Here is a 22106-nt window from a genome sequence, read left to right as displayed (position 1 = left end):
ACGTCGTAAGGGTTCCTAGTACATGACTGTCGAATCGGTCTTCCCACGCCTGGAGGCCCTCCTCCCGCACGTCCAGAAGCCGATCCAGTACGTCGGCGGCGAGCTCAACTCGACCGTCAAGGACTGGGACGCCTGCGACGTCCGCTGGGCGCTGATGTACCCCGACGCCTACGAGGTCGGCCTGCCCAACCAGGGCGTCATGATCCTCTACGAGGTGCTCAACGAGCGCGAGGGCGTGCTCGCCGAGCGCACCTACAGCGTCTGGCCGGATCTCGAAGCGCTCATGCGCGAGCACGACGTCCCGCAGTTCACCGTGGACGCGCACCGGCCGGTCAAGGCCTTCGACGTGTTCGGGCTCTCGTTCTCCACCGAGCTCGGCTACACCAACATGCTGACCGCGCTCGACCTGGCCGGCATCCCGCTGGAGGCCCGCGACCGGACGGTGGACGACCCGATCGTGCTGGCCGGCGGCCACGCCGCGTTCAACCCCGAGCCGATCGCCGACTTCATCGACTGCGCGGTGGTGGGCGACGGCGAGCAGGCCGTCCTGGACATCACCGAGCTGGTCCGCGGCTGGAAGGCCGAGGGCCGCCCGGGCGGGCGCGACGAGCTGCTGCTGCGCCTGGCGCGCACCGGCGGCGTGTACGTCCCCCGGTTCTACGACGTGGAGTACCTGGCCGACGGCCGGATCGCCCGAGTGGTGCCGAACGCGCCGGGCGTGCCGTGGCGGGTCTCCAAGCACACCGTGATGGACCTCGACGAGTGGCCCTACCCCAAGCAGCCGCTCGTCCCGCTCGCCGAGACGGTGCACGAGCGAATGTCCGTCGAGATCTTCCGCGGCTGCACCCGCGGCTGCCGCTTCTGCCAGGCCGGCATGATCACGCGCCCCGTGCGGGAGCGAAGCATCACCGGCATCGGCGAGATGGTGGAGCGCGGGCTGAAGGCCACCGGGTTCGAGGAGGTCGGCCTGCTGTCGCTGTCCAGCGCCGACCACACCGAGATCGGTGACATCGCCAAGGGCCTGGCCGACCGCTACACCGAGGACAAGATCGGTCTGTCGCTGCCGTCCACCCGGGTCGACGCCTTCAACATCGACCTCGCCAACGAGCTCAGCCGCAACGGCCGCCGCTCGGGCCTCACCTTCGCCCCCGAGGGCGGCAGTGAGCGCATGCGCAAGGTGATCAACAAGATGGTGTCGGAGGAGGACCTCATCCGCACCGTCTCCACCGCGTACGGCAACGGCTGGCGCCAGGTGAAGCTGTACTTCATGTGCGGCCTGCCCACCGAGACCGACGAGGACGTCCTCCAGATCGGTGAGATGGCGAAGAACGTCATCCAGAAGGGGCGCGAGGTCACCGGCCAGAACGACATCCGCTGCACCGTCTCGATCGGCGGATTCGTGCCCAAGCCGCACACCCCGTTCCAGTGGGCCCCGCAGCTGTCCGCCGAGGACACCGACGCCCGGCTGGCCAAGCTGCGCGACTCGATCCGCGGCGACCGCAAGTACGGCAAGAACATCGGCTACCGCTACCACGACGGCAAGCCCGGCATCGTCGAGGGCCTGCTCTCCCGGGGTGACCGCCGGATCGGCGCCGTCATCCGGGCGGTCTACGAGGACGGCGGCCGTTTCGACGGCTGGCGCGAGCACTTCTCCTACGACCGCTGGATGGCCTCGGCCGAGAAGGGCCTGGCCGGCACCGGCGTCGACGTCGACTGGTACACCACCCGCGAGCGCACCTACGAGGAGGTGCTGCCCTGGGACCACCTGGACAGCGGCCTCGACAAGGACTGGCTCTGGGAGGACTGGCAGGACGCCCTCGAAGAGGTCGAGGTCGACGACTGCCGCTGGACCCCGTGCTTCGACTGCGGTGTCTGTCCTCAGATGGACACGGCCATCCAGATCGGCCCGACGGGCAAGAAGCTCCTGCCGCTGACGGTCGTCAAGTAGGGCGGCGCACGCCATCGCGGGACCCCGGCCGGGCGCTCCGGCCGGGGTTTCGCGCATCCGGGCTGACCAGGGGCGGAGCGAAGGTGGCGCGCGGGCGCGTACCCTTTGGGTGACAGAGTCCGGAGAGTGGCGCGATCGTGTCACGCCGGACGGGGACATCTGACTAAGGACTGAGCGACTCTGGCACGCCGTACGCCCGACGGTCCGCCGCCCGCGCCGACGGTGCAGCGGATCCGTCTCCGCTACACCAAGCGCGGCCGGCTCCGCTTCACCAGCCACCGCGACTTCCAGCGCGCCTTCGAGCGCGCCCTGCGCCGGTCGGCCGTGCCGATGGCCTACTCGGCCGGCTTCACACCGCACCCGAAGGTGTCCTACGCCAACGCGGCCCCCACCGGGGTGGCCAGCGAGGCGGAGTACCTGGAGATCGGCCTGGCGGCCCACCGCGACCCCGAGGAGCTGCGCGCGCAGCTGGACGAGTCGCTGCCGAAGGGCCTCGACATCATCGACGCGGTCGAAGTCCGGACGCCGAACTTCGTCGAGCGTCTGGAAGCCTCCGAATGGCAGGTCCGGCTGGACGGTGTCACCGGGCCGGAGGCGTCCCGCGCGGCCGCCGCCTTCCTCGCCGAGGAGCGGGTCGAGGTCGAACGCCGCACCAAGAACGGCGTGCGCGTCTTCGACGCGCGCGGCGCGGTCGCGGCGCTGGAAATCCTCTCGCCGCAGGTCGACGACGGTGCGGACACGGAGGGCGAAGGGGCCCGCGATGTTCGGACCGGCCGTGCCTGTGCGATACTGCGCCTGGTAGTACGACACGCCACACCAGCCGTACGACCCGACGACGTATTGTCCGGTCTCCGTGCGACGGCTGACCTGGCGCCGCCGGTCCCCGCAGAGGTGACCAGGCTGGCGCAGGGGCCGCTCGACGAGGAGACCGGCACGGTGACCGACCCGCTGGCGCTCGACCGCGCCGCGGCCCCGGCCGGCCCTGTGGCCGCCGACGAGCCGCGCGCAACCGCGTCCGCCTAGCGGGCGGAGGCCTGGTCCAGTGCCTCACTGGACCCGTTGGTCCTCCAGGCCCCCGCGGCTCCCCAGGGGAGCGAGCGTCGTCGAAGCACAGGCCGGCCTCTTGCGGCCCGCCGACCCGGATGGTCGGTGGGCCCGAGGTCCCCGTCCGGGAGCCACCCGGGGTTGGGGAACGGCGCAGCTTGGGAAAACCTCAGAAGACTGGGCAGACCAGAAGACTTTCGACACCCCGCCGCGTGCGGGGCGCCGAGCGAGACTACGAGCCCCTGTGCGGCCTCGCGTCCGCACGGCGGCACCAGGAAAGGGTCCGGCCCGAGCATCCTCGTGATGCCGGCCGGCCACCGGTGCCCTGCCGTGCCCGGATACGGAGCCCGGGGGCCTGACGGGAGATCCACCCGCATGCTCGATAACACCGATCCGCAGCAGAACGCGGCGACGGAACCGAACGAGAACACCGCCGCCACCGGCGACGGCACGACCGGCGCACCGCCGCGCCGCCGCCGCCGTGCGGTGTCCCGCCCCGCGGGCACCCCGCAGGGCGCGGCCGCCGACGGCGCCGAGACGGTCATCGCGGCCGAGGCGCCCGCCGCCGAGGCCCCCGCCGTGGAGGCGCCGGCCGCCGAGCCGGCCGCCGAGAAGCCGGTCCGGGCCCGCCGGACCCGCAAGCGGGCCGAGGCGCCCGCCGGGGCGCCGGAGGCCACCCCGATCGTCGTCACGCCGGCCGAGGCCGAGGCGCCCGCCGCAGAGGCCCCCGCCGTGAAGGCGCCGGCCGCCGAGCCCGTGGCCGAGAAGCCCGCCAGGGCCCGCCGGACCCGCAAGCGGGCCGAGGCGCCGGTGAGCGCGCCCGCCCCGGCCGACGCACCCGTCGAGACCCCGGTCGAGGCCGCACCCGCCGAGGCGCCCGCCGCCGAGGCCGCGCCGGTCGAGGAGGCCCCCGCGGCCCCCGCCCGCCGCCCCCGTCGCCGCCGCGTGGCCGAGGCCGCGCCGGTCGTCGAGGAGGCCCCGGTCGAGGAGCCCGCCGCGGAGGAGGAGCCCGCCGAGGAGGCCGAGGCCGTCGCGCCCGCCGCCGAGCCGGAGCCCGCCCCGGCCCCCGCGCCGGTCGCCGAGGCCGAGCCGACCCACCGGGTGCGCCGCCGCGCGGTCCGCCCGTCCACCGCGATCTTCCAGGCCCCCGTCTTCCAGGAGCCGGCCCCCTACACCGCGCCGTCGGCCCCGGCCGCCGCCGCCCCGGCCGCCGCCGCCCCCGCCGCGGCCGCCCCGGCCGAGACCCCGGCTCCGGCCGAGGCCCCCGCCGTGAAGAGCACGGAGGAGGACGAGTACGAGTACAGCGGCGTCGGCCGCCGTCGCCGTACCCGCACCCAGGTGCGGGTGCAGACCCCGAACCGCCGCAAGTCGGCCGCCGCCGCCGCTCCGGTGGCGCCCGCCGCTCCCGTGGTCGAGGCCCCGGTCGCGCCGCCCGCCCCGGTCGCGGCCCCGGCCGCCGTCGAGGCGCCCGCCGCCGGTCCCGAGGCCGAGGACGAGTGGGAGGACGGTCGTCCGTCCCGCCGTCGCCGCCGGGGCGGCCGCCGCCGCCGTCGTGGCGAGGCCGAGGACTTCGAGGCCGAGACGGCCGAGACCGAGCAGCCCGTCCAGGAGCCGGCCGCCGAGGCCGAGGACGAGGACGGCGAGGACGACGACGACCTGTCGGCCGGCCTGGCCTCGTCCCGTCGTCGCCGTCGTCGCCGCCGTCGCAGTGGCGAGGCCGGTGCCGGCGAGGCGGCCGAGACCACCGAGGACGGCGTCCGCACGGTGGTGAAGGTGCGCGAGCCGCGCCGCCGCTCCACCGAGCCGTCGTTCGACCCGGACGAGGTGCAGTCCATCAAGGGCTCCACCCGACTGGAGGCCAAGAAGCAGCGCCGCCGTGAGGGCCGCGAGCTGGGCCGCCGCCGGGTGCCGATCATCACCGAGGCCGAGTTCCTGGCCCGTCGCGAGTCGGTCGAGCGCGTCATGGTGGTGCGCCAGAACGGCCAGCGCACCCAGATCGGCGTCCTCGAGGACGGCGTGCTGGTCGAGCACTACGTCAACAAGGAGCAGGCCACCTCGTACGTCGGCAACGTCTACCTGGGCAAGGTCCAGAACGTGCTGCCGTCGATGGAGGCCGCCTTCGTCGACATCGGCAAGGGCCGCAACGCGGTGCTGTACGCCGGTGAGGTGAACTTCGGCTCGCTGGGCGGCCACGGTGGCCCGCGCCGGATCGAGTCGGTGCTGAAGTCCGGCCAGTCCGTCCTGGTGCAGGTCTCCAAGGACCCGATCGGCCACAAGGGCGCCCGCCTGACCAGCCAGATCTCGCTGCCCGGCCGCTACCTGGTCTACGTGCCCGAGGGCTCGATGACCGGCATCTCGCGCAAGCTGCCCGAGAACGAGCGGGCCCGTCTGAAGCAGATCCTCAAGAAGATCGTCCCGGACGACGCGGGCGTCATCGTGCGCACCGCCGCCGAGGGCGCCTCCGAGGACGAGCTGACCCGTGACGTCCAGCGCCTCCAGCAGCAGTGGGAGGAGATCCAGAAGAAGGCCGCGACCGGCAACGCCCCCGCGCTGCTCTACGGCGAGCCGGACATGACCGTCCGGGTCGTCCGCGACATCTTCAACGAGGACTTCACCAAGGTCATCGTCTCCGGCACCGAGGCGTGGAACACCATCCACGACTACGTCTCCAACGTGGCCCCCGACCTGGCCGAGCGCCTGCAGCGGTGGACCTCCGAGGTCGACGTGTTCGCGACCTACCGGATCGACGAGCAGCTGATGAAGGCGCTGGACCGCAAGGTCTGGCTGCCCAGCGGCGGTTCGCTGGTGATCGACCGCACCGAGGCGATGGTCGTCATCGACGTCAACACCGGCAAGTTCGTCGGTCAGGGCGGCAACCTCGAAGAGACCGTCACCCGCAACAACATCGAGGCGGCCGAGGAGATCGTGCGCCAGCTGCGGCTGCGCGACCTCGGCGGCATCATCGTGATCGACTTCATCGACATGGTGCTGGAGTCCAACCGGGACCTGGTGCTGCGCCGTCTGCTGGAGTGCCTGGGCCGGGACCGGACCAAGCACCAGGTGGCCGAGGTCACCTCGCTGGGCCTGGTCCAGATGACCCGCAAGCGGGTCGGCCAGGGCCTGCTGGAGTCCTTCTCCGAGCCGTGTGTCCACTGCAACGGGCGCGGCGTGATCGTCCACATGGAGCAGCCGAGCAGCCACGTCCACACCGGTGGCGGCCACGCCGTCGCGGCGGGCGAGCCGGCCTCGGGCGGCGGCAAGCGCCGGCGCCGGGGCAAGGGCGGCGGCGCCCAGGACGAGGCGCAGACCGTGGTCGAGGCCGACATCGAGGCTCCGGAGCACGAGGAGGTCGAGGGGCAGCTCGCGATCGACGTGCCGGTGGCCGAGGTCGAGGCCGAGGCCGTCGTCGAGCCGGTGACCGAGCCGGTGACCGAGCCGGTGGTCGTCGAGGAGACGGCCCAGCCGAGCCTGGTCGAGATCCCCGCCGCCACGGCGGCGCCGGCCGGCCGCACCCGCCGCCGGGCGGTGCGCAAGGCGACGGCTCCGGCCGGGGCGCCCGCCGAGGCCGAGATCGTGGTGCTGCAGGCCCGTGCCGACGCGGCGCTGCAGGCGGCCTTCGCGGCCGTCGAGACGCCCGCCGAGGCCCCGGCCGAGCCGGTGGCGGAGGCCGTCGAGGCACCCGTCGAGGCGCCGGCCGCGACCGAGCCGGTCGCGACGGAGCCCGAGCCGGCCGCGGAGACCGGTACGCCGGAGCCCGCCGCCGAGGCCGCCCCGGCCGAGGAGCCCGCCGAGGAGGCGCCGGCCCCGAAGAAGCGGGCCGCCCGCAAGACCACCGCGAAGAAGACGGCCGCCAAGAAGACCACCACCACGGCGGCCGCCGCGAAGAAGACCACCGCCCGCAAGACCGCCACCAAGCGGACGAGCGCGGCGGCCAAGAAGGCCGCGGCCGCCGAGGGTGATTCGGCAGCCGAGTAGTGCGTCGGTCCGGGGCGGGCTCGCGCCCGCCCCGGACCGGGACGGCCCGGTTTGCCCCCGAGGGGGCCGGTCCGTATTCTTGACCCTCGGCGTGTCTACGCCGTCGCTCCCGAACACATCACCTTCCGGGCCCCTCGTCAGAGGAGTCGGGGAGAGGCCCCTGTGTCCGTACCCAGGTGGCTGGCATCTGGAGCTCCGACCGAGTTAGGAAAGTGGGTACCGCATGTACGCGATCGTTCGCGCAGGCGGCCGCCAGCACAAGGTCGCCGTCGGCGACGTGCTGGAGATCGACCGTATCGAGGCCAAGCCGGGTGACTCGGTGGAGCTCTCCACCATCCTGGTCGTCGATGGTGAAGCTGTCACCTCCGACCCGTGGGTGCTGGCCGGCGTGAAGGCTCACGCCGAGGTGGTCGACCAGACCAAGGGCGACAAGATCGTCATCCTGCGCTACAAGAACAAGACCGGTTACCGTCGCCGCCAGGGTCACCGCCAGCAGCACACTGCTGTGCGGATCACGAGCATCGACTCCGTCAGCAAGTAAGGGGATAGCGAGATGGCACACAAGAAGGGCGCAAGCTCTACCCGGAACGGCCGTGACTCGAACGCCCAGCGCCTCGGCGTGAAGCGCTTCGGCGGCCAGGTCGTCTCCGCCGGCGAGATCATCGTCCGCCAGCGTGGCACCCACTTCCACCCGGGCGCCAACGTCGGCCGTGGTGGCGACGACACCCTGTTCGCGCTGTCCGCCGGTGCGGTGCAGTTCGGCACCCGTCGCGGCCGCAAGGTCGTCAACATCGTGGCCGTCGAGGCCTGAGTCCGACAAGACTCACAATGAAGGGTGGGCCGGAATGATCCGGTCCACCCTTCATGCTTGAGAAGCAGGCAACACTTTCTTCGCACTGGAGGCACAACCATGACCACCTTCGTGGACCGCGTCGAGCTGTACGTCGCCGCGGGTAACGGGGGCCACGGCTGCGCCTCCGTTCACCGGGAGAAGTTCAAGCCGCTGGGAGGCCCCGACGGCGGCAACGGCGGTCAGGGCGGCAGCGTCATCCTCACCGTGGACGCGCAGATCACCACCCTGCTGGAGTACCACCACTCGCCCAAGCGCAAGGCGACCAACGGCAAGCCCGGCGCGGGCGGCAACCGGACCGGCGCCGAGGGCCACGACCTCGTCCTGCCGGTGCCGGACGGCACCGTCGTGATGGACCGGCAGGGCAACGTCCTCGCCGACCTGGTCGGCCACGGCACCAGCTTCGTCGTCGCCGCCGGCGGCCGGGGCGGCCTGGGCAACGCGGCGCTGGCCTCGTCCCGCCGCAAGGCGCCCGGCTTCGCGCTGCTCGGCGAGCCGGGTGAGGCCCGTGACATCGTCATGGAGCTCAAGTCCGTCGCCGACGTGGCCCTGGTGGGCTACCCGAGCGCCGGCAAGTCCTCGCTGATCTCGGTGATCTCCGCCGCCAAGCCGAAGATCGCGGACTACCCGTTCACCACCCTCGTCCCCAACCTCGGCGTGGTGACCGCCGGCGACTTCGTCTACACCGTCGCCGACGTCCCCGGCCTGATCCCGGGCGCCAGCCAGGGCCGCGGCCTCGGCCTGGAGTTCCTGCGGCACGTCGAGCGCTGCTCGGCGCTGGTCCACGTGCTGGACTGCGCGACCCTGGAGCCCGGCCGCGACCCGCTGACCGACCTGGAGACCATCGAGGCCGAGCTGGCGCAGTACGGCGGCCTGGAGGACCGGCCGCGACTGGTCGCGCTCAACAAGGTCGACGTCCCGGACGGCCAGGACATCGCCGACCTCACCCGGGCCTCGCTGGAGGAGCGCGGCTACCGCGTGTTCGAGGTGTCCGCCGCCTCCCGCAAGGGCCTGCGCGAGCTGAACTTCGCGATGGCGCAGATCGTCGCCGAGGCCCGCGCCGCCAAGCCGCTGGAGGAGTCCACCCGGATCGTGCTGCGGCCCACCGCCGTGGACGACGCGGGCTTCACCATCACCGAGGAGGACGGCGCCTTCCGCATCCGCGGTATCAAGCCGGAGCGCTGGGTCCGCCAGACGGACTTCTCCAACGACGAGGCCGTCGGCTACCTCGCCGACCGGCTGGCCCGCCTCGGCGTGGAGGACAAGCTCTGGAAGGTCGGCGCCCACGAGGGCGACACCGTCATCATCGGCGCGGAGGACAACGCGGTCGTCTTCGACTGGGAGCCGACCATGGCCGCCGGCGCCGAGATGCTCGGCCGCCGCGGTGAGGACCACCGCCTGGAGAGCCCGCGTCCGGCGGTCGACCGCCGCCGCGACAAGCTGAAGAACCGGGACGCGGCCGAGTCCGAGTTCCTCGCCTTCGAGGCGCTCTCCAGTGGCCGCCAGGCCGCCGTCGAGGGCGACGACGACGAGGAGTAGGACCGGCCGGTCCGACCCGTGTAGTGCCGCGGCCCCGCCTCCCTCCCGGAGGCGGGGCCGCGGTGCGTCGGTGCGTCGGTGCGTTGATGAACGTCACTTCGCTTGGCGGGAGCCGGACTTGGCGAGACCGCCCCCGGCCCGGGTGGCGGGACGGGGCCCGCCGGGCGGGTGCGGTCCGCCCGGCGTCCCGCGACCGGTCCGGGCCGGCCGGTGCCCGGGGAGGGGCGCGGTCCAGCCGGTGAAATGCCCTGCGGACGGACTGCGCCGATCGCGTAGATTGCGGGGGTGACGGCCGGGCCCGGGCCCGCCGTACCCGCACCACACCGGAAGGGCGTACAGCGAGATGAGCGAGGACTCACTGCGGCAGGAGGTCCTGACCGCACGACGGATCGTCGTCAAGGTCGGTTCCTCCTCTCTCACCACGGCGGCCGGCGGCCTGGACGCCGACCGGGTCGACGCCCTGGTGGACGCGCTCGCCAAGGTGCGCAGCGGCCCGGACGCCCCCGAGGTGGTCCTGGTCTCCTCCGGTGCCATCGCGGCCGGCCTGGCCCCGCTGGGCCTGGACCGCCGGCCCAAGGACCTCGCCCGCCAGCAGGCCGCCGCGAGCGTCGGCCAGGGCCTGCTGGTCGCCCGCTACACCGCTTCCTTCGCCCGGTACGGCATCCGGGTCGGCCAGGTGCTGCTGACCGCCGAGGACGCCAGCCGGCGCGCCCACTACCGCAACGCCTACCGGACGCTGGACCAGTTGCTGGCGATGGGCGCGATGCCGATCGTCAACGAGAACGACACCGTCGCCACCGCCGAAATCAAGTTCGGTGACAACGACCGGCTGGCCGCGCTGGTCGCCCACCTGGTCCGGGCCGACCTGCTGGTGCTGCTCTCCGACGTGGACGGGCTCTACGACGGCGACCCGAGCCGCCCCGGCACCAGCCGGATCGCCCAGGTGGCCGGACCGCACGACCTGGACGGCGTCTCGATCGGCAGCGCGGGCAAGGCCGGGGTCGGTACCGGCGGCATGGTCACCAAGGTGGAGGCGGCCCGGATCGCCACCGGCGCGGGCATCCCCGTGGTGCTCACCGCCGCCAGCCGGGCCGCCGACGCGCTGGGCGGCCGGCCCACCGGCACGCTCTTCCTGCGCACCGGCAGCCGCTCCTCCGACCGGCTGCTCTGGCTGGCGCACGCGAGCAGCCCGCGCGGCGCCCTCCACCTGGACGAGGGGGCCGTCGCGGCGGTCGTCTCCGGGGGTGCCTCGCTGCTGCCCGCCGGGGTCACCAAGGTCGACGGGGAGTTCGCCGCGGGTGATCCGGTGGACCTTCTTGGCGAAAACGGCCACATCGTGGCGCGCGGACTGGTCAACTTTGATGCGAGGGAGTTGCCCCGGCTGCTCGGCCGGTCCACCCGAGACCTGGCCCAGGAGTTCGGTGCCGCGTACGAGCGCGAGGTCGTCCACCGCGACGACCTGGTCGTCCTGCGGGGCTGACCGGTCCGCGGGCGCGGCGGCGGTGCGGGCCTTGCCGCGGGCGAGGGGGCGCAGCCGTACGCGCCGGACCGGGGCCGGCGGGTACGACGACACGAGATCGCCGAACAGGAGGCCGCCGGTGGAACGCAGGCGCGAGGCAGCGCTGACCGGAGGAACGGCGGGCCGACGGCTGACCAGCATCGACGGCGGGCGCGGGGCGGACACCCCGGCCGGGCCGGCCGGTCCGCCGCCGCAGGAGCCCGGCGCGCTACGCGGGGTCCGGCCGGACCGCCGGGACGAGGGGGAGCCGCCCACGGTGCCCGAACAGGCCCGGCTCTGGCACGTGGTGCTGAGCGTGGCGGGGCAGACCACCCCGCTGTCCGCGTTGCGGGCGGGGCTGGAGCGGCTGGCGCACGACCACTCGTTCTTCCTGACCGCCCGCTACGCGGCCGACCACGCGGAGATCCGCTACTGGGAGCAGGCCCGGGACCTGCACGACGCGGCGGCGATCGCGCTGCGGCTCTGGGGCGAGCACAAGGTGACCGCGAACCTGCCGCCGTGGGAGATCGTCGGGCTGGAGGTGGTCGACCGGGCGACGTACCACAAACGCGTCGCCGAGGGCTTCGGCGGCCCGCCACCCCATCCGGGCGGGGTGCACCCGTACTGACGCACGTGTGCCGTGCCCGGGGCACGGCACGTGCGGGCCTTGCTGGGCGCCCATGTCTCACCGGGCGAAATGCCCGGCGGGCGGGGGCGGCGCACTCGCTACCCTTGGCGCATGACCAGCGACCTCGCCACCGCCGACAGCCCCGTCCTCGCCGTAGCGCGCCGAGCCCGGGAGGCCGCCGCCGTGCTCGCCCCGCTCCCGCGCCGGGCGAAGGACGCCGCGCTGTCGGCGATCGCGGACGCCCTGGTGGCCCGGAGCGCCGAGATCACCGCCGCCAACGCCGAGGACGTCGCCCGGGCCCGTGAGGCGGGTACCGCCGAGTCGGTGATCGACCGCCTGACCCTCACCGACGAGCGGATCGCCGCGATCGCCTCGGACGTCCGCGACGTGGCCGGCCTGCCCGACCCGGTCGGCGAGGTGGTGCGCGGCTACACCCTGCCCAACGGCCTGGACGTGCGGCAGGTCCGCGTCCCGCTCGGCGTCGTCGGCATCATCTACGAGGCCCGTCCGAACGTCACCGTGGACGCCGCCGCGCTCTGCCTGAAGTCCGGCAACGCGGTACTGCTGCGCGGTTCGGCCTCGGCCTACCGCTCCAACACCGCGCTGATCGCGGTGCTGCGCGACGCCGTCGTCTCGGCGGGCCTGCCCGCCGACGTGATCCAGCTCGTCCCGGGCGAGAGCCGGGACTCCGTCCAGGAACTGATGCGCGCCCGGGGCCTGGTGGACGTGCTGATCCCGCGCGGCGGGGCCGCGCTGATCCGTACCGTGGTCGAGGGCTCGACCGTGCCGGTGATCGAGACGGGGACGGGCAACTGCCACGTCTACGTGGACGCCGAGACGGACCTGGCGATGGCCGTCGGCATCCTGCTGAACTCGAAGGCGCAGCGGGTCAGCGTCTGCAACTCGGCCGAGACCCTGCTCGTCCACCAGGACGTCGCGGGAGCCTTCCTGCCGCTCGCGCTGGCGGCCCTGGCCCAGGCCGGGGTGACGGTGCACGGCGACGACGCGGTCCTCAAGGCCGCCGAGGGTTCGGCGGCGACCGTGGTGCCGGCCACCGAGGCGGACTGGGAGACCGAGTACCTCTCCCACGACCTGGCGGCGGCCGTGGTGCCCTCGCTGGAGGCCGCCGTCGCGCACATCCGCCGCTGGTCCTCCGGCCACACCGAGGCGATCGTGACCACCTCGCAGGCCGCGGCCCGCCGTTTCACCCAGTTGGTCGACGCGACGACGGTGGCCGTCAACGCCTCGACGCGGTTCACCGACGGCGGTGAGTTCGGCTTCGGCGCCGAGATCGGCATCTCGACCCAGAAGCTGCACGCCCGCGGCCCGATGGGCCTGCCGGAGCTGACCAGCACCAAGTACATCGTCACTGGTGACGGGCATGTCCGGGGCGAGGCGACGCAGACCGTGGGCGGGGCGGCCGACGCCGGCTGAGCCGGCCGGGAGCCCCCGGCGGGCGGTCCGCGTCACACGGGTGACGGACCAAGTGCGAGGAGCCACAGACAAAACGCCCGACCGGTAATACGCTGAATCCGTGGCTGACGATGTGGGGGGTTTGCCGTACCCCGACGGCGCCGACCACGGTGGTGCGGACGACGAGTTCGCCACCGTGGTCTTCGATGAGGCCTTCGTCCGGTCCGCCGCCGTGCACGAGCCGACAGCCAAGGAGCGGCAGCTCGCCGCCGCCGAGGCCCGGTTCGAGCCGGACGCGGTGGTACCGGGCTGGGGCTATGACGTCCCCGTGGGGGACGGGGTGCCGCTGGAGCTGCGCCCCTACCCGAGCGGACTGGACGACGACCGCCTCTACCCCGATCCGTGGTCGGGCCCCGGCCGGGTGGTCGGGCGCCGGGCCGGGCGCTGGGGGCGGGACAGTGTCTACGACCCGGTCCGGTCGCGGCGCGGGCGCTATGTCGCCCAGCAGCGCTGGCACCGGCCGGTGGCCTGGGTGCTCGCCGTGATCATGGGCGTGAGCCTGGTCGCGGTGGCGGTCGCGGCGGTCTACCAGGGTGTGGGCGGCTCCGGTGGCGGTACGCCCCGGCGGCCCGACTCGGGGAGCAGCAGCGCGGGTGTCGATCCGGCGCCCACGCCGGCCGAGCCGTCGCTCGTGGTCACCGCGCCGGCGGGCTGAGGCACTGGTTCGCGGACGCTGCGCCGGAGTGCGCCGGAGCGCGTTCGCGCGCCGGGCCTCCGGTCACGGAGCGCTCCCGGGAATCTGGGCGAACACCCTCGTGGCGGGGCGCGGATGCGGCTTACCCTGGTGTCATGGGTGACCCGCGAGAGCCTCCGGAGGGTGCGCCCGACGGTGGTTCCGGAAGCGATGACGAGTACCGGTCCGTCGTCTTCGACGAATCCTTCGTCCGTGCTGCCCGGATCCAGGAGCTCTCCGCCCGGGAGCGGCTGGCGGGCTCGTTCGGCCGGGCCACCCGCCCGCGGGTGCGGCTCGGTCCGCTGGGCACCGTGCCGCGGCAGGCGCTCGCGCTGCTGCTGTTGATCCTGCTGGCCTTCGCGGCCGCCGTGTACTTCGGCATCAGTACGCCGAACCGGCAGACCTCCCGCCCCGAGGGCAGCCAACTGACCGTCAGCCTGGTGGCGTTGAGCCCGGCGTCGGCCGTGCGGCCGGTCGCCGACCCGGCCGCCCCGTTCGCCGCGCTGCCGCCCGGCTACGGGGACGGTGCCATCGGTCTGGGGACGCCCGCCGGGGCGGCCACCGCGCACTTCAGCAAGATCGAGGTCACCAAGGCGCTCGACACCGTCCAGCGCTATCTGGTGGCGTCCTCGCTGGCGCCGACGGCCCTGGTCCAGGGGTCGACCGCCGATGTGCGGGCCTTCGTGACGCCCGGCGAGCAGGCCCAGTTCGACGCCAGTGCGGCGCACCCCGTCGACGACCGCCACCACGCGCTGACCGGGTGGGTGGTCCGGTTCGACCCGGCGCAGGTCGCGCTGGCGGCCGACAGCGTGAAGGTGGCCGGAGCGATGCGGATCGACGAGGCGGACAGCACCACCCTGCAGATCACCACCGACCACACCTTCGTCTACGCGCTCAAGCCCGCCGGGACCCCGAGCGGCGCACCGGTGACGCTGGAGACCGTCCGGCGGCAGCTGACCTTCCAGTTCGACCGGATCGACCTGGCCTCCGCCCAGCTGCGGCTGGTGGACTCGGTGCTCCAGGCCGGGCCGGCGCCGTGCGCCGGTTCGCTGGCCGGGTACGTCCGGCCGCTGCTGGCGGGGGCGGACGGCGCCGTGACCGGTGCGCAGCCGACGGAAGGTGCGCAGTCGCCGGAGGGCGCGCAGCCGATCGATCCGGGCAACCACGCCCGTCCGGCCTGGCAGGTCTGCGGGGTCCTGGCGGGCAGCTGACGTCCGGCGGCGGGCCCCGTCGCGACCGGCCGCTCGGGCACACCGGGGCCGCCGCCGGGGCACGGCGGGTGCCGGGGCCGGGGACGCCGACGGCCCCCGGCGGGAAGCCGGGAGCCGTCGGGAGCCGTCGCGGGATCAGTCCTCGTCGCGCGGCGTCGAGGAGCCGTTGGCGCGGGTGGCGCCGGTGAAGGTGTCGCGGAGCTTGCCGCCGACGGTGGCGGCGCCGCCGGCGACGTCGCGGATCAGGCCCATCAGCGGGTCCTTGCTCTCCTTCACCGAGGTCGTGTAGTGGTCGGCCGCGGCCTTCCACTGCTCGCCGACCGAGGTGTCGCCGTCGTCGGAGCGGCGCGGGTAGGCACCGGCCAGGATCGAGCGGTACTCCTCGCTCTCCGCCCACTTCTTCAGCTTGGCGACCCGCACCACCGCGAACGGGTGGCTCTGCGGCAGCACCTGCAGCAGCTTGAGCACGCCGTCGCGCAGGTCCCCGGCCTTGTCGTACTCCTCGGCCTGCTCCAGGAAGGCGTCGACGTTCATCTCGGCCAGGTTGTGGCCGCCGGCCAGCTTCATCAGGGCCCGCATGGAGGCCTGGAGGTCCTGTCCGGCGAGCAGGCCGGCCCGGTCGCTGGAGAGCTCGGCCTTGCGGAACCACTCCTTGAGGGCCGTCACGATCGCCATGATCGCGAGGTTGCCGAGCGGCACCCAGGCGATCCGGGCGGCGATGTTGGTGAGGATCAGCAGCATCGTCCGGTAGACCGCGTGGCCGGACATCGCGTGGCCGACCTCGTGGCCGATGACGGAGCGCAGCTCCTCCTCGTCCAGGAGCTCGACCAGGCCGCTGGTCACCACGATGATCGGGCTGTCGATGCCGATGCAGTAGGCGTTGACCGTCGGGTCCTGGGAGACGTAGAGGTCCGGGACCTTCTCCAGGTCCAGCACGTACGCGGCGTCGCGCACCATCCCGTGCAGCTCGGGGAACTGCCGCTCGGACGTCTTCACCGCGGTGGCCAGGAACATCAGCCGGATCGAGCGCTCGGAGACCAGCCCGGCGAGCTTCTTCAGGATGTCGTCGAAGCCGGTCAGCTTGCGCAGCGCGACGAGCGCGGAGCGGTCCGCCGGGTGCTCCCAGGCGCGGGTGGAGATCTCCGGGAAGCGCTGGCGGCGCCGGCTCGGGGTCTTCGAGGTCGTATCGGTCATGGTGTGAGTACCCTCCTGGTCGACGGCGGCCCCGGCAGCTGGCCGGCCCCCGCTGGTCTTCGCCTGCAACGACTGTCTGTGCAACGTCCGTGGTTGCGTACTCGTCCCCGGGCTCACCCTACGCGGCGCGAACGGCGCCGCAGGGGGCGGTGGCCGTCGCGGGTGTGAGGCCGGTTTACCCTGAATGCCCTGGAGAGCCGAGACCAGACCTGGCCGCGGTACCGAGCAGTCCGAGGAGCCCGCAGATGTCCACCTCCGCCCTTGTCAGCCTGGCCGGCCCGATCTCCACGGAGAACGGCCCGGGGCTCTTCCTGCGGATCATCGTGGTGGCCTCCTTCGTCGGCGTCGGCCTGCTGGCGTGGGTCCTGCTGCGGGCCGGCCGCAACAACTGAGCACCCTCCCGCCGGGCCCCGCCGGGCGCCCGGCTCACGCCGGATCAGACGCGGTGGGCCGCCGAGCGGTTGCCGTGTCGGCACCCGTACGATGACAGATGGGCCCTCACCGGCCCGCACACCCCTGGTCCGTCATCCGAGCCGAGAAGGTCCGCCGACCATGAGCACTGCCGCCGCACTCCCCGTCCTGAACCTGCTCGCCTCCGAGGGCGAGGGGGGCAATCACGACAGCCTCAACCCGTACCTGACGGGTGGCGCCGCGCTGTTCATCCTGCTGCTGCTGCTCTACGTCACCACGCGCTTCAACCGGGACCGCTGAGCGGGGCACCGAGCCCCCGCCGGGGCGGCCCGGGGAGCGTCCGGCGGGAGCGCCGGCCGCTCCCTCACGCGTCCTCCCGGCGGCCCCCACCCGGTCGTTCCCGCCCCGTCACGGGCGTCGCGTAAGGTGTGGCGCCATGGGAGAGCAGGCCGGGAATCCCGGCGGACCGGAACCGGTGAAGAAGCGGCTCGGTGTGATGGGCGGCACCTTCGACCCGATCCACCACGGGCACCTGGTCGCCGCCAGCGAGGTGGCGAGCGCGTTCCACCTCGATGAGGTGATCTTCGTGCCGACCGGACAGCCGTGGCAGAAGACCGACCGCCTGGTGACGCCGGCCGAGGACCGCTACCTGATGACGGTCATCGCCACGGCGGAGAACCCGCAGTTCTCGGTCAGCCGGATCGACATCGACCGCGAGGGCCCGACCTACACCGTCGACACCCTGCGCGACCTGCGCGCGCTCCACCCGGACGCCGACCTCTTCTTCATCACCGGCGCCGACGCGCTCGCGCAGATCCTCTCCTGGCGGGACTCCGAGGAGCTCTTCTCGCTCGCCCACTTCATCGGCTGCACCCGGCCGGGGCACACTCTGTCGGACGCCGGACTTCCGGTGGGCGGGGTCTCCCTGGTGGAGGTCCCGGCGCTGGCCATCTCCTCCACGGACTGCCGCAACCGGGTCGCCAAGGGCGAACCGGTCTGGTACCTCGTCCCGGACGGCGTGGTCCGCTACATCGACAAGCGGGCGCTCTACGCGCCGCACCGGACCTGATCCCCGGAGGGGCCGACGGATGACCGATCGCAGGGGACAGCAGGACGACTGGTCCACCGGGCAGTACCAGCAGCAGTACCCGCCCCGGCAACCGGGCGGCTACGAGCAGCAGTACGACCAGTACGGGCAGCCGGTCCCGCCGGCGCAGCCCTACGGGCAGGACCAGTACACCGCCTACCAGGGGCAGGGCCAGGACCAGTACCAGCAGGCGTACCAGCCGTACGAGCAGCAGCAGCCGCAGCAGGGCGGCGGGTACGACCAGCAGCAGTACGACCAGTACGACCAGTACGACCCGTACGGGCAGCCGCAGCAGGGCGGCGGCCAGGCGTACCAGCAGCCCGGGGTCTACCAGGGGCAGTACCAGCAGGGGTACCAGCCGTACGAGCAGCAGCAGCCGCCGCAGCAGGGTGGCGGGTACGACCAGCAGGGCGGCTACGAGCAGCAGTACGCGACCGCGCCGCAGCCGGTCGTCACCGAGCCGGTGGCCGAGCAGGCCGCCCCGGCGCCGCCGCGACCCCGGACGCCCCGGCCGGCCCCCGCCGAGGCGGCGCCGGCCCGGCCCGCGGCGCCCTCCGAGCAGGTCGGCGGAAGCCGCGCGGCCAAGGCCGCCGGCGGTGCCGGCAAGACGCCCACGGGCGACTACCCCACCGGTGAGTTCACCTTCGTCGACGAGGAGGCGGAGGAGACCGAGGACGTCATCGACTGGCTGAAGTTCGCCGAGTCGCGCAGCGAGGTGCGCGCCGAGCGCCGCCGCAAGCTCCGCAACCGGCTGGTCGGCGTCGGCGTGGTGCTGGCCCTCGCCGCGGCCGGCACCGGCGGCTACCTCTGGTTCACCGGCGACAAGCAGAGCGCGGCGACGGCCGCAGGCCCGCGCCAGGTCAACGTGGTGCACCTGCGGGACCTCCAGGGCAAGGTCTCCAGCGCGCTGCTGGTCAACGACGCCTCGGGGCACAAGGGCACCGTGCTGCTGCTCCCGGACACGCTGCGCCTGCCCGGCCCGGGCGACCCGCCGGTCACCACGGTCGGCCAGGCGATGGACAGCGTCGGTCCGTCCGCCACCCGGGACGCCCTGGCCACCGTGCTGGGCGCCCCGGTGGCCGGCACCTGGCGGCTCGACACGCCGTACCTGGAACTGCTGGTCGCCCAGCTCGGCGGGGTCCGGGTGGACACCAATGCCGAGACCCACGAGGGCGGCAAGCCGGACGGCAAGCTGCTCGCCGCCGCGGGCAAGAACACCCTGCTGAGCGGGAAGGCCGCGGTCGCCTACGCCACCCTGCAGGGGGCCGGCGAGGGCCGCGACGCCCAACTGGCCCGGTTCGGGCAGGTGATGGACGCGGTGGTGCGGACCATGCCGACCGAGTTCAAGGACGCCAAGGACGACGTGCACCGGATGAACGCGGTGCTCGACCCGTCGCTGCCCGAGGACGCCCTGGCCGGCGTGCTGGTCCAGCTCGCCCAGCAGGCGAAGGACGGCCACCTCGGGACCACGGTGCTGACCGTGAAGCCGGACGGCTCGCTGGACGAGGCCGCCGCCGGCCAGCAGGTCAAGGACGTGCTGGGCGGCACGGTGAAGTCCGCCACCTCGGCCGACACCCCGGCCCGGGTCTCGATCCAGGACGCCACCGGCAACGACCAGGCGGCCGCCGCCGCGCAGGTCCAGGTGGTGAACGCGGGCCTCACCTTCATCCCCGGCGGGACGAAGGCCGCGGCCCAGGCCGCCAGTGAGATCCGCTACACCGACGACGCCCGGCAGGCCGCGGCGAAGTCCCTGGCGCTGAGCCTCAACCTGCCGGAGACGGCGGCGAAGAAGGTCACCGACGCGCAGAACGCCGACCTGGTGGTCGTCCTCGGCAAGGACTACCAGCCGCCGAAGACCCCGTAGGGCGGCGGCGGCCCCGCCTCCTCCACGCAGGGTCGTGGGGGCTCGGGGCGGGGCCGCGGCGGGCGCGGGCCGGTAAACGGTTCCTGGGCCACCTGGGCGGCGTGAGATCCTGGAAGGCGATGCCCGGCCGCGTGCCGGGCATCGCCCCCAAGCCGCCGAGCCGGAAGAACATCGTGACCGCCACCGAGCACAGCCAGGAAATCATCAACGTCGCCGCCCAGGCGGCGGCCGACAAGCTGGCGCACAACATCATCGCGTTCGACGTCAGCGACGTGCTGTCGATCACCGACGCGTTCCTGATCGCCTCCGCGAACAACGACCGCCAGGTCAAGTCCATCGCCGAGGAGATCGAGGACAAGCTGCGCGAGCAGCTGGACATCAAGCCGGTGCGCCGGGAGGGCGAGCGCGACGGCCGCTGGATCCTGCTCGACTACCTGGACATCGTGGTGCACGTCCAGCACTCCGAGGAGCGCTCCTTCTACTCCCTGGACCGGCTCTGGAAGGACTGCCCCGAGCTGCCGCTGCCGGCCGACGCGCTGGCCTCGCGCAACCGCCCCGACGCGCACACCGACGAGGCCGGCAACGCCCTCGCCCCGGCCGAGGCCGCCCCGGCCGACAACTTCGGCGCCGAGGACTACAGCTGAGCCGGGAGGCGCGGGGCCCGCGCATCGTCTTCTGGCGGCACGGCCAGACCTCCTGGAACCTCGAATCGCGGTTCCAGGGCACCACGGACATCGAGCTGACCGGCCAGGGCGTCCTGCAGGCCCAGCGGGCGGCCCGGCTGCTCTCCGGCCTGCGCCCCGACCTGCTGATCTCCTCGGACCTCCAGCGCGCCCGGCGGACCGCCGACGAGCTGGCCGTGATCACCGGCCTGGACGTGCAGCACCACGAGGGGCTGCGCGAGACCTACGCCGGCTCCTGGCAGGGGCTGACCAACGCGGAGATCCGGGCCCGGTTCCCGGAGGAGTACGAGGCCTGGGCGCAGGGCGAGCCCGTCCGGCGCGGCGGCGGAGAACTCTCCACCGAGGTCGCCGACCGTTCGGTGCCGGTGGTGCTGGACGCGGTCGGCAAGCTGCCGGAGGACGGCACGCTGGTGGTCGTCAGCCACGGCGGCACCATCCGCACCATGCTCGGGCGGCTGCTCGGACTGGAGCCGGAGCTCTGGGAGTGCTTCGGCGGCCTGTCCAACTGCTGCTGGTCCGTGCTGGGCCGCGGCGCGCGCGGCTGGCGCCTGCTGGAGCACAACGCGGGCACCCTCCCGCAGCCGGTGATCGGCGACGACACCTGACCGGCGACGGCAGCTGACCGGTGGCGACGGCCGATCGGCGACGGTCGAGCCGCGCCCCCGCCGTTCGCCGGCACCGCGCGGGGACGGATTTCGCAGTTCCGGGCCTGACCGGTTAGAGTCTTCCTCGTTCGCACGGAAGAAACGCGGCCCGGAAGGGAAGCGGGAAATCCGGTGAGTGCGGGGCTGTAGCTCAGTTGGTAGAGCGCTTGCATGGCATGCAAGAGGTCCGGGGTTCAATTCCCCGTAGCTCCACTCCGCACCTGCGGTCCGCGAGGGCCGTGCGTGTCGCGGGGCTGTAGCTCAGTTGGTAGAGCGCTTGCATGGCATGCAAGAGGTCCGGGGTTCAATTCCCCGTAGCTCCACAGACCGCGAGAAGGCCGTCACCCACCGGGTGGCGGCCTTCGGCGTTCCCCGGGCCCCGGACGCAGGCGCGCCGGGTCCCCGGCCGTTCAGGAGTGGCAGCTGTTCAGCCAGCCGCCGGGCGGCAGCGCGGCGAGCTCCTCGATCCGCTCACGGTCCCCGGCGCCTTCCGGGAGGTAGACCACCACGTAGGTCTCGGGCACCCCGGGCAGCGTCAGGTACGAGGCGTTCAGCCGCAGCACCCCGACCTGCGGGTGCCGGAACACCCGCAGCGACGTCTCCGGCGGCGCCACCTCCTGCCGGGCCCAGAGGTCCCGGAACAGCTCGCTCTTCGCCGACAGCCCCTGCACGTGCTGCTCCCAGACCGGCTCGCCGACGTGCTTGCCGTACGCGGCCCGCAGCACCGCCACCATCCGCGGCAGCGCCTCCGCGCGGTTCAGGAACGGGTTGCAGCACGGCGGCATGAGCAGCGTGCACCAGATGCTGTTGAACCGCCCGCTGGGCGTGACGTTCCGGTTCGTCCCGAACAGCGACTCGTACGACCGGTTGTACATCAGCACGTCGAACCGGGTGTTCGAGACCGCGGCCGGCAGCGGCGCGAGGGCGTCCAGGATGGCCTGGGTGGACGGGTCGAGGACGGGGGGCTCGGGCCGGCTGCTCGGGCTCGCGGACACCCCCGCGAGCCGGAACAGGTGCTCCCGCTCGGTGTCGTCCAGCCGCAGCGTCCGGGCCACCGCCGCCAGCACCTGCTCGCTGGCGTTGATCGGCCGCCCCTGCTCCAGCCAGGTGTACCAGGTGACGCCGACCCCGGAGAGCTGCGCCACCTCCTCCCGGCGCAGCCCCGGCGTGCGGCGGCGAAGCCCCGGCGGCAGGCCGACCTCCTCGGGGGTGACCCGGGCGCGGCAGGCCTTGAGGTAGCCGGCCAGCTCGGTGCGGCGGCGGTCCTGCCGGCGCGGTCCGACGGTGGTGGCGGTGCGGTCGTCCAGGACGGTCATACCCGCCATCGTGCCGCAGACCGGGCGGCCGAGACAGGTGCTGCCAGTACCAGGATCGGCAGGCTCTA

Annotated in this window: 19 protein-coding genes and 2 tRNA genes; 19 read left to right on the top strand and 2 right to left on the bottom strand. The window is 73.5% G+C overall.

Annotated features, from left to right (window positions below; translation table 11 throughout):
• The first annotated feature begins 22 nt into the window (after positions 1–22).
• The 11 genes from ACZ34W_RS02615 to ACZ34W_RS02565 all read left to right on the top strand — a co-directional run bounded on the left by ACZ34W_RS02615 (position 23) and on the right by ACZ34W_RS02565 (position 14839).
• A complete protein-coding gene (locus tag ACZ34W_RS02615) occupies positions 23–1948 on the top strand; it encodes a TIGR03960 family B12-binding radical SAM protein (RefSeq protein WP_329487625.1) in 1926 nt (641 codons plus the stop codon).
• Positions 1949–2170: 222 nt separating this feature from the next.
• Positions 2171–2971 (top strand): TIGR03936 family radical SAM-associated protein, encoded by an 801-nt coding sequence (locus ACZ34W_RS02610; RefSeq protein ID WP_329487624.1) that lies wholly within the window; start codon positions 2171–2173, stop codon positions 2969–2971.
• A gap of 396 nt (positions 2972–3367) precedes the next feature.
• Positions 3368–6967, top strand: coding sequence for an Rne/Rng family ribonuclease (locus ACZ34W_RS02605; RefSeq protein WP_465601008.1), 3600 nt, complete (start codon positions 3368–3370; stop codon positions 6965–6967).
• Between the two features lie 223 nt (positions 6968–7190).
• Positions 7191–7508, top strand: a complete 318-nt coding sequence (gene rplU / locus ACZ34W_RS02600) for a 50S ribosomal protein L21 (protein ID WP_030397424.1) — start codon at positions 7191–7193, stop codon at positions 7506–7508.
• A gap of 12 nt (positions 7509–7520) precedes the next feature.
• Positions 7521–7778 (top strand): 50S ribosomal protein L27, encoded by a 258-nt coding sequence (rpmA, locus tag ACZ34W_RS02595; RefSeq protein WP_329487622.1) that lies wholly within the window; start codon positions 7521–7523, stop codon positions 7776–7778.
• 99 nt (positions 7779–7877) lie between these two features.
• Entirely contained in the window at positions 7878–9356 is a 1479-nt protein-coding gene (gene obgE / locus ACZ34W_RS02590; RefSeq protein ID WP_329487621.1) for a GTPase ObgE, read from the top strand.
• A gap of 343 nt (positions 9357–9699) precedes the next feature.
• Positions 9700–10836, top strand: coding sequence for a glutamate 5-kinase (gene proB / locus ACZ34W_RS02585; protein ID WP_465601001.1), 1137 nt, complete (start codon positions 9700–9702; stop codon positions 10834–10836).
• Between the two features lie 118 nt (positions 10837–10954).
• Entirely contained in the window at positions 10955–11482 is a 528-nt protein-coding gene (locus ACZ34W_RS02580; protein WP_329487619.1) for a hypothetical protein, read from the top strand.
• Between the two features lie 111 nt (positions 11483–11593).
• Complete coding sequence (locus ACZ34W_RS02575) at positions 11594–12916, top strand: glutamate-5-semialdehyde dehydrogenase (protein ID WP_329487618.1); 1323 nt, start codon at positions 11594–11596, stop codon at positions 12914–12916.
• Positions 12917–13016: 100 nt separating this feature from the next.
• Entirely contained in the window at positions 13017–13610 is a 594-nt protein-coding gene (locus tag ACZ34W_RS02570) for an SCO2584 family spore wall biosynthesis protein (protein ID WP_329487617.1), read from the top strand.
• A 134-nt stretch (positions 13611–13744) separates the two neighbouring features.
• Entirely contained in the window at positions 13745–14839 is a 1095-nt protein-coding gene (locus tag ACZ34W_RS02565) for an SCO2583 family membrane protein (protein ID WP_329487616.1), read from the top strand.
• A gap of 135 nt (positions 14840–14974) precedes the next feature.
• Here the strand turns inward: ACZ34W_RS02565 and ACZ34W_RS02560 are convergent, their stop codons facing one another.
• Positions 14975–16033, bottom strand: a complete 1059-nt coding sequence (locus ACZ34W_RS02560; protein ID WP_465600995.1) for a M48 family metallopeptidase — start codon at positions 16031–16033, stop codon at positions 14975–14977.
• Between the two features lie 245 nt (positions 16034–16278).
• On the opposite strand from ACZ34W_RS02560, the gene ACZ34W_RS02555 reads away from it, so the two are divergent.
• From ACZ34W_RS02555 to ACZ34W_RS02520, 8 genes are all read left to right on the top strand, one after another.
• Positions 16279–16425, top strand: a complete 147-nt coding sequence (locus tag ACZ34W_RS02555; protein WP_329487614.1) for a hypothetical protein — start codon at positions 16279–16281, stop codon at positions 16423–16425.
• 160 nt (positions 16426–16585) lie between these two features.
• Positions 16586–16744, top strand: coding sequence for a hypothetical protein (locus ACZ34W_RS02550; RefSeq protein WP_329487613.1), 159 nt, complete (start codon positions 16586–16588; stop codon positions 16742–16744).
• A gap of 136 nt (positions 16745–16880) precedes the next feature.
• The gene (gene nadD / locus ACZ34W_RS02545) at positions 16881–17513 is read left to right on the top strand and encodes a nicotinate-nucleotide adenylyltransferase (protein ID WP_329487612.1); all 633 of its coding nucleotides are present in this window, start codon (positions 16881–16883) and stop codon (positions 17511–17513) included.
• A 19-nt stretch (positions 17514–17532) separates the two neighbouring features.
• The gene (locus ACZ34W_RS02540; protein ID WP_465600990.1) at positions 17533–19395 is read left to right on the top strand and encodes an LCP family protein; all 1863 of its coding nucleotides are present in this window, start codon (positions 17533–17535) and stop codon (positions 19393–19395) included.
• Positions 19396–19568: 173 nt separating this feature from the next.
• Positions 19569–20039, top strand: a complete 471-nt coding sequence (gene rsfS / locus ACZ34W_RS02535) for a ribosome silencing factor (protein ID WP_329492097.1) — start codon at positions 19569–19571, stop codon at positions 20037–20039.
• Positions 20036–20683: a histidine phosphatase family protein gene (locus ACZ34W_RS02530; protein WP_329492096.1), complete on the top strand. Its 648-nt coding sequence runs from the start codon at positions 20036–20038 to the stop codon at positions 20681–20683. Before rsfS ends, ACZ34W_RS02530 begins: the two co-directional genes overlap by 4 nt.
• A 179-nt stretch (positions 20684–20862) precedes the next feature.
• Positions 20863–20935, top strand: a tRNA-Ala gene (locus ACZ34W_RS02525).
• A 37-nt stretch (positions 20936–20972) separates the two neighbouring features.
• A tRNA-Ala gene (locus tag ACZ34W_RS02520) sits at positions 20973–21045 on the top strand.
• 87 nt (positions 21046–21132) lie between these two features.
• On the opposite strand, the gene ACZ34W_RS02515 is transcribed toward ACZ34W_RS02520, so the two are convergent.
• Positions 21133–22038, bottom strand: coding sequence for a helix-turn-helix transcriptional regulator (locus ACZ34W_RS02515; RefSeq protein WP_465600987.1), 906 nt, complete (start codon positions 22036–22038; stop codon positions 21133–21135).
• Positions 22039–22106 lie beyond the last annotated feature (68 nt).

This window comes from Kitasatospora sp. NPDC022856 (genome assembly GCF_055561235.1).
This window is presented reverse-complemented; position numbering and strand designations above follow the sequence as displayed.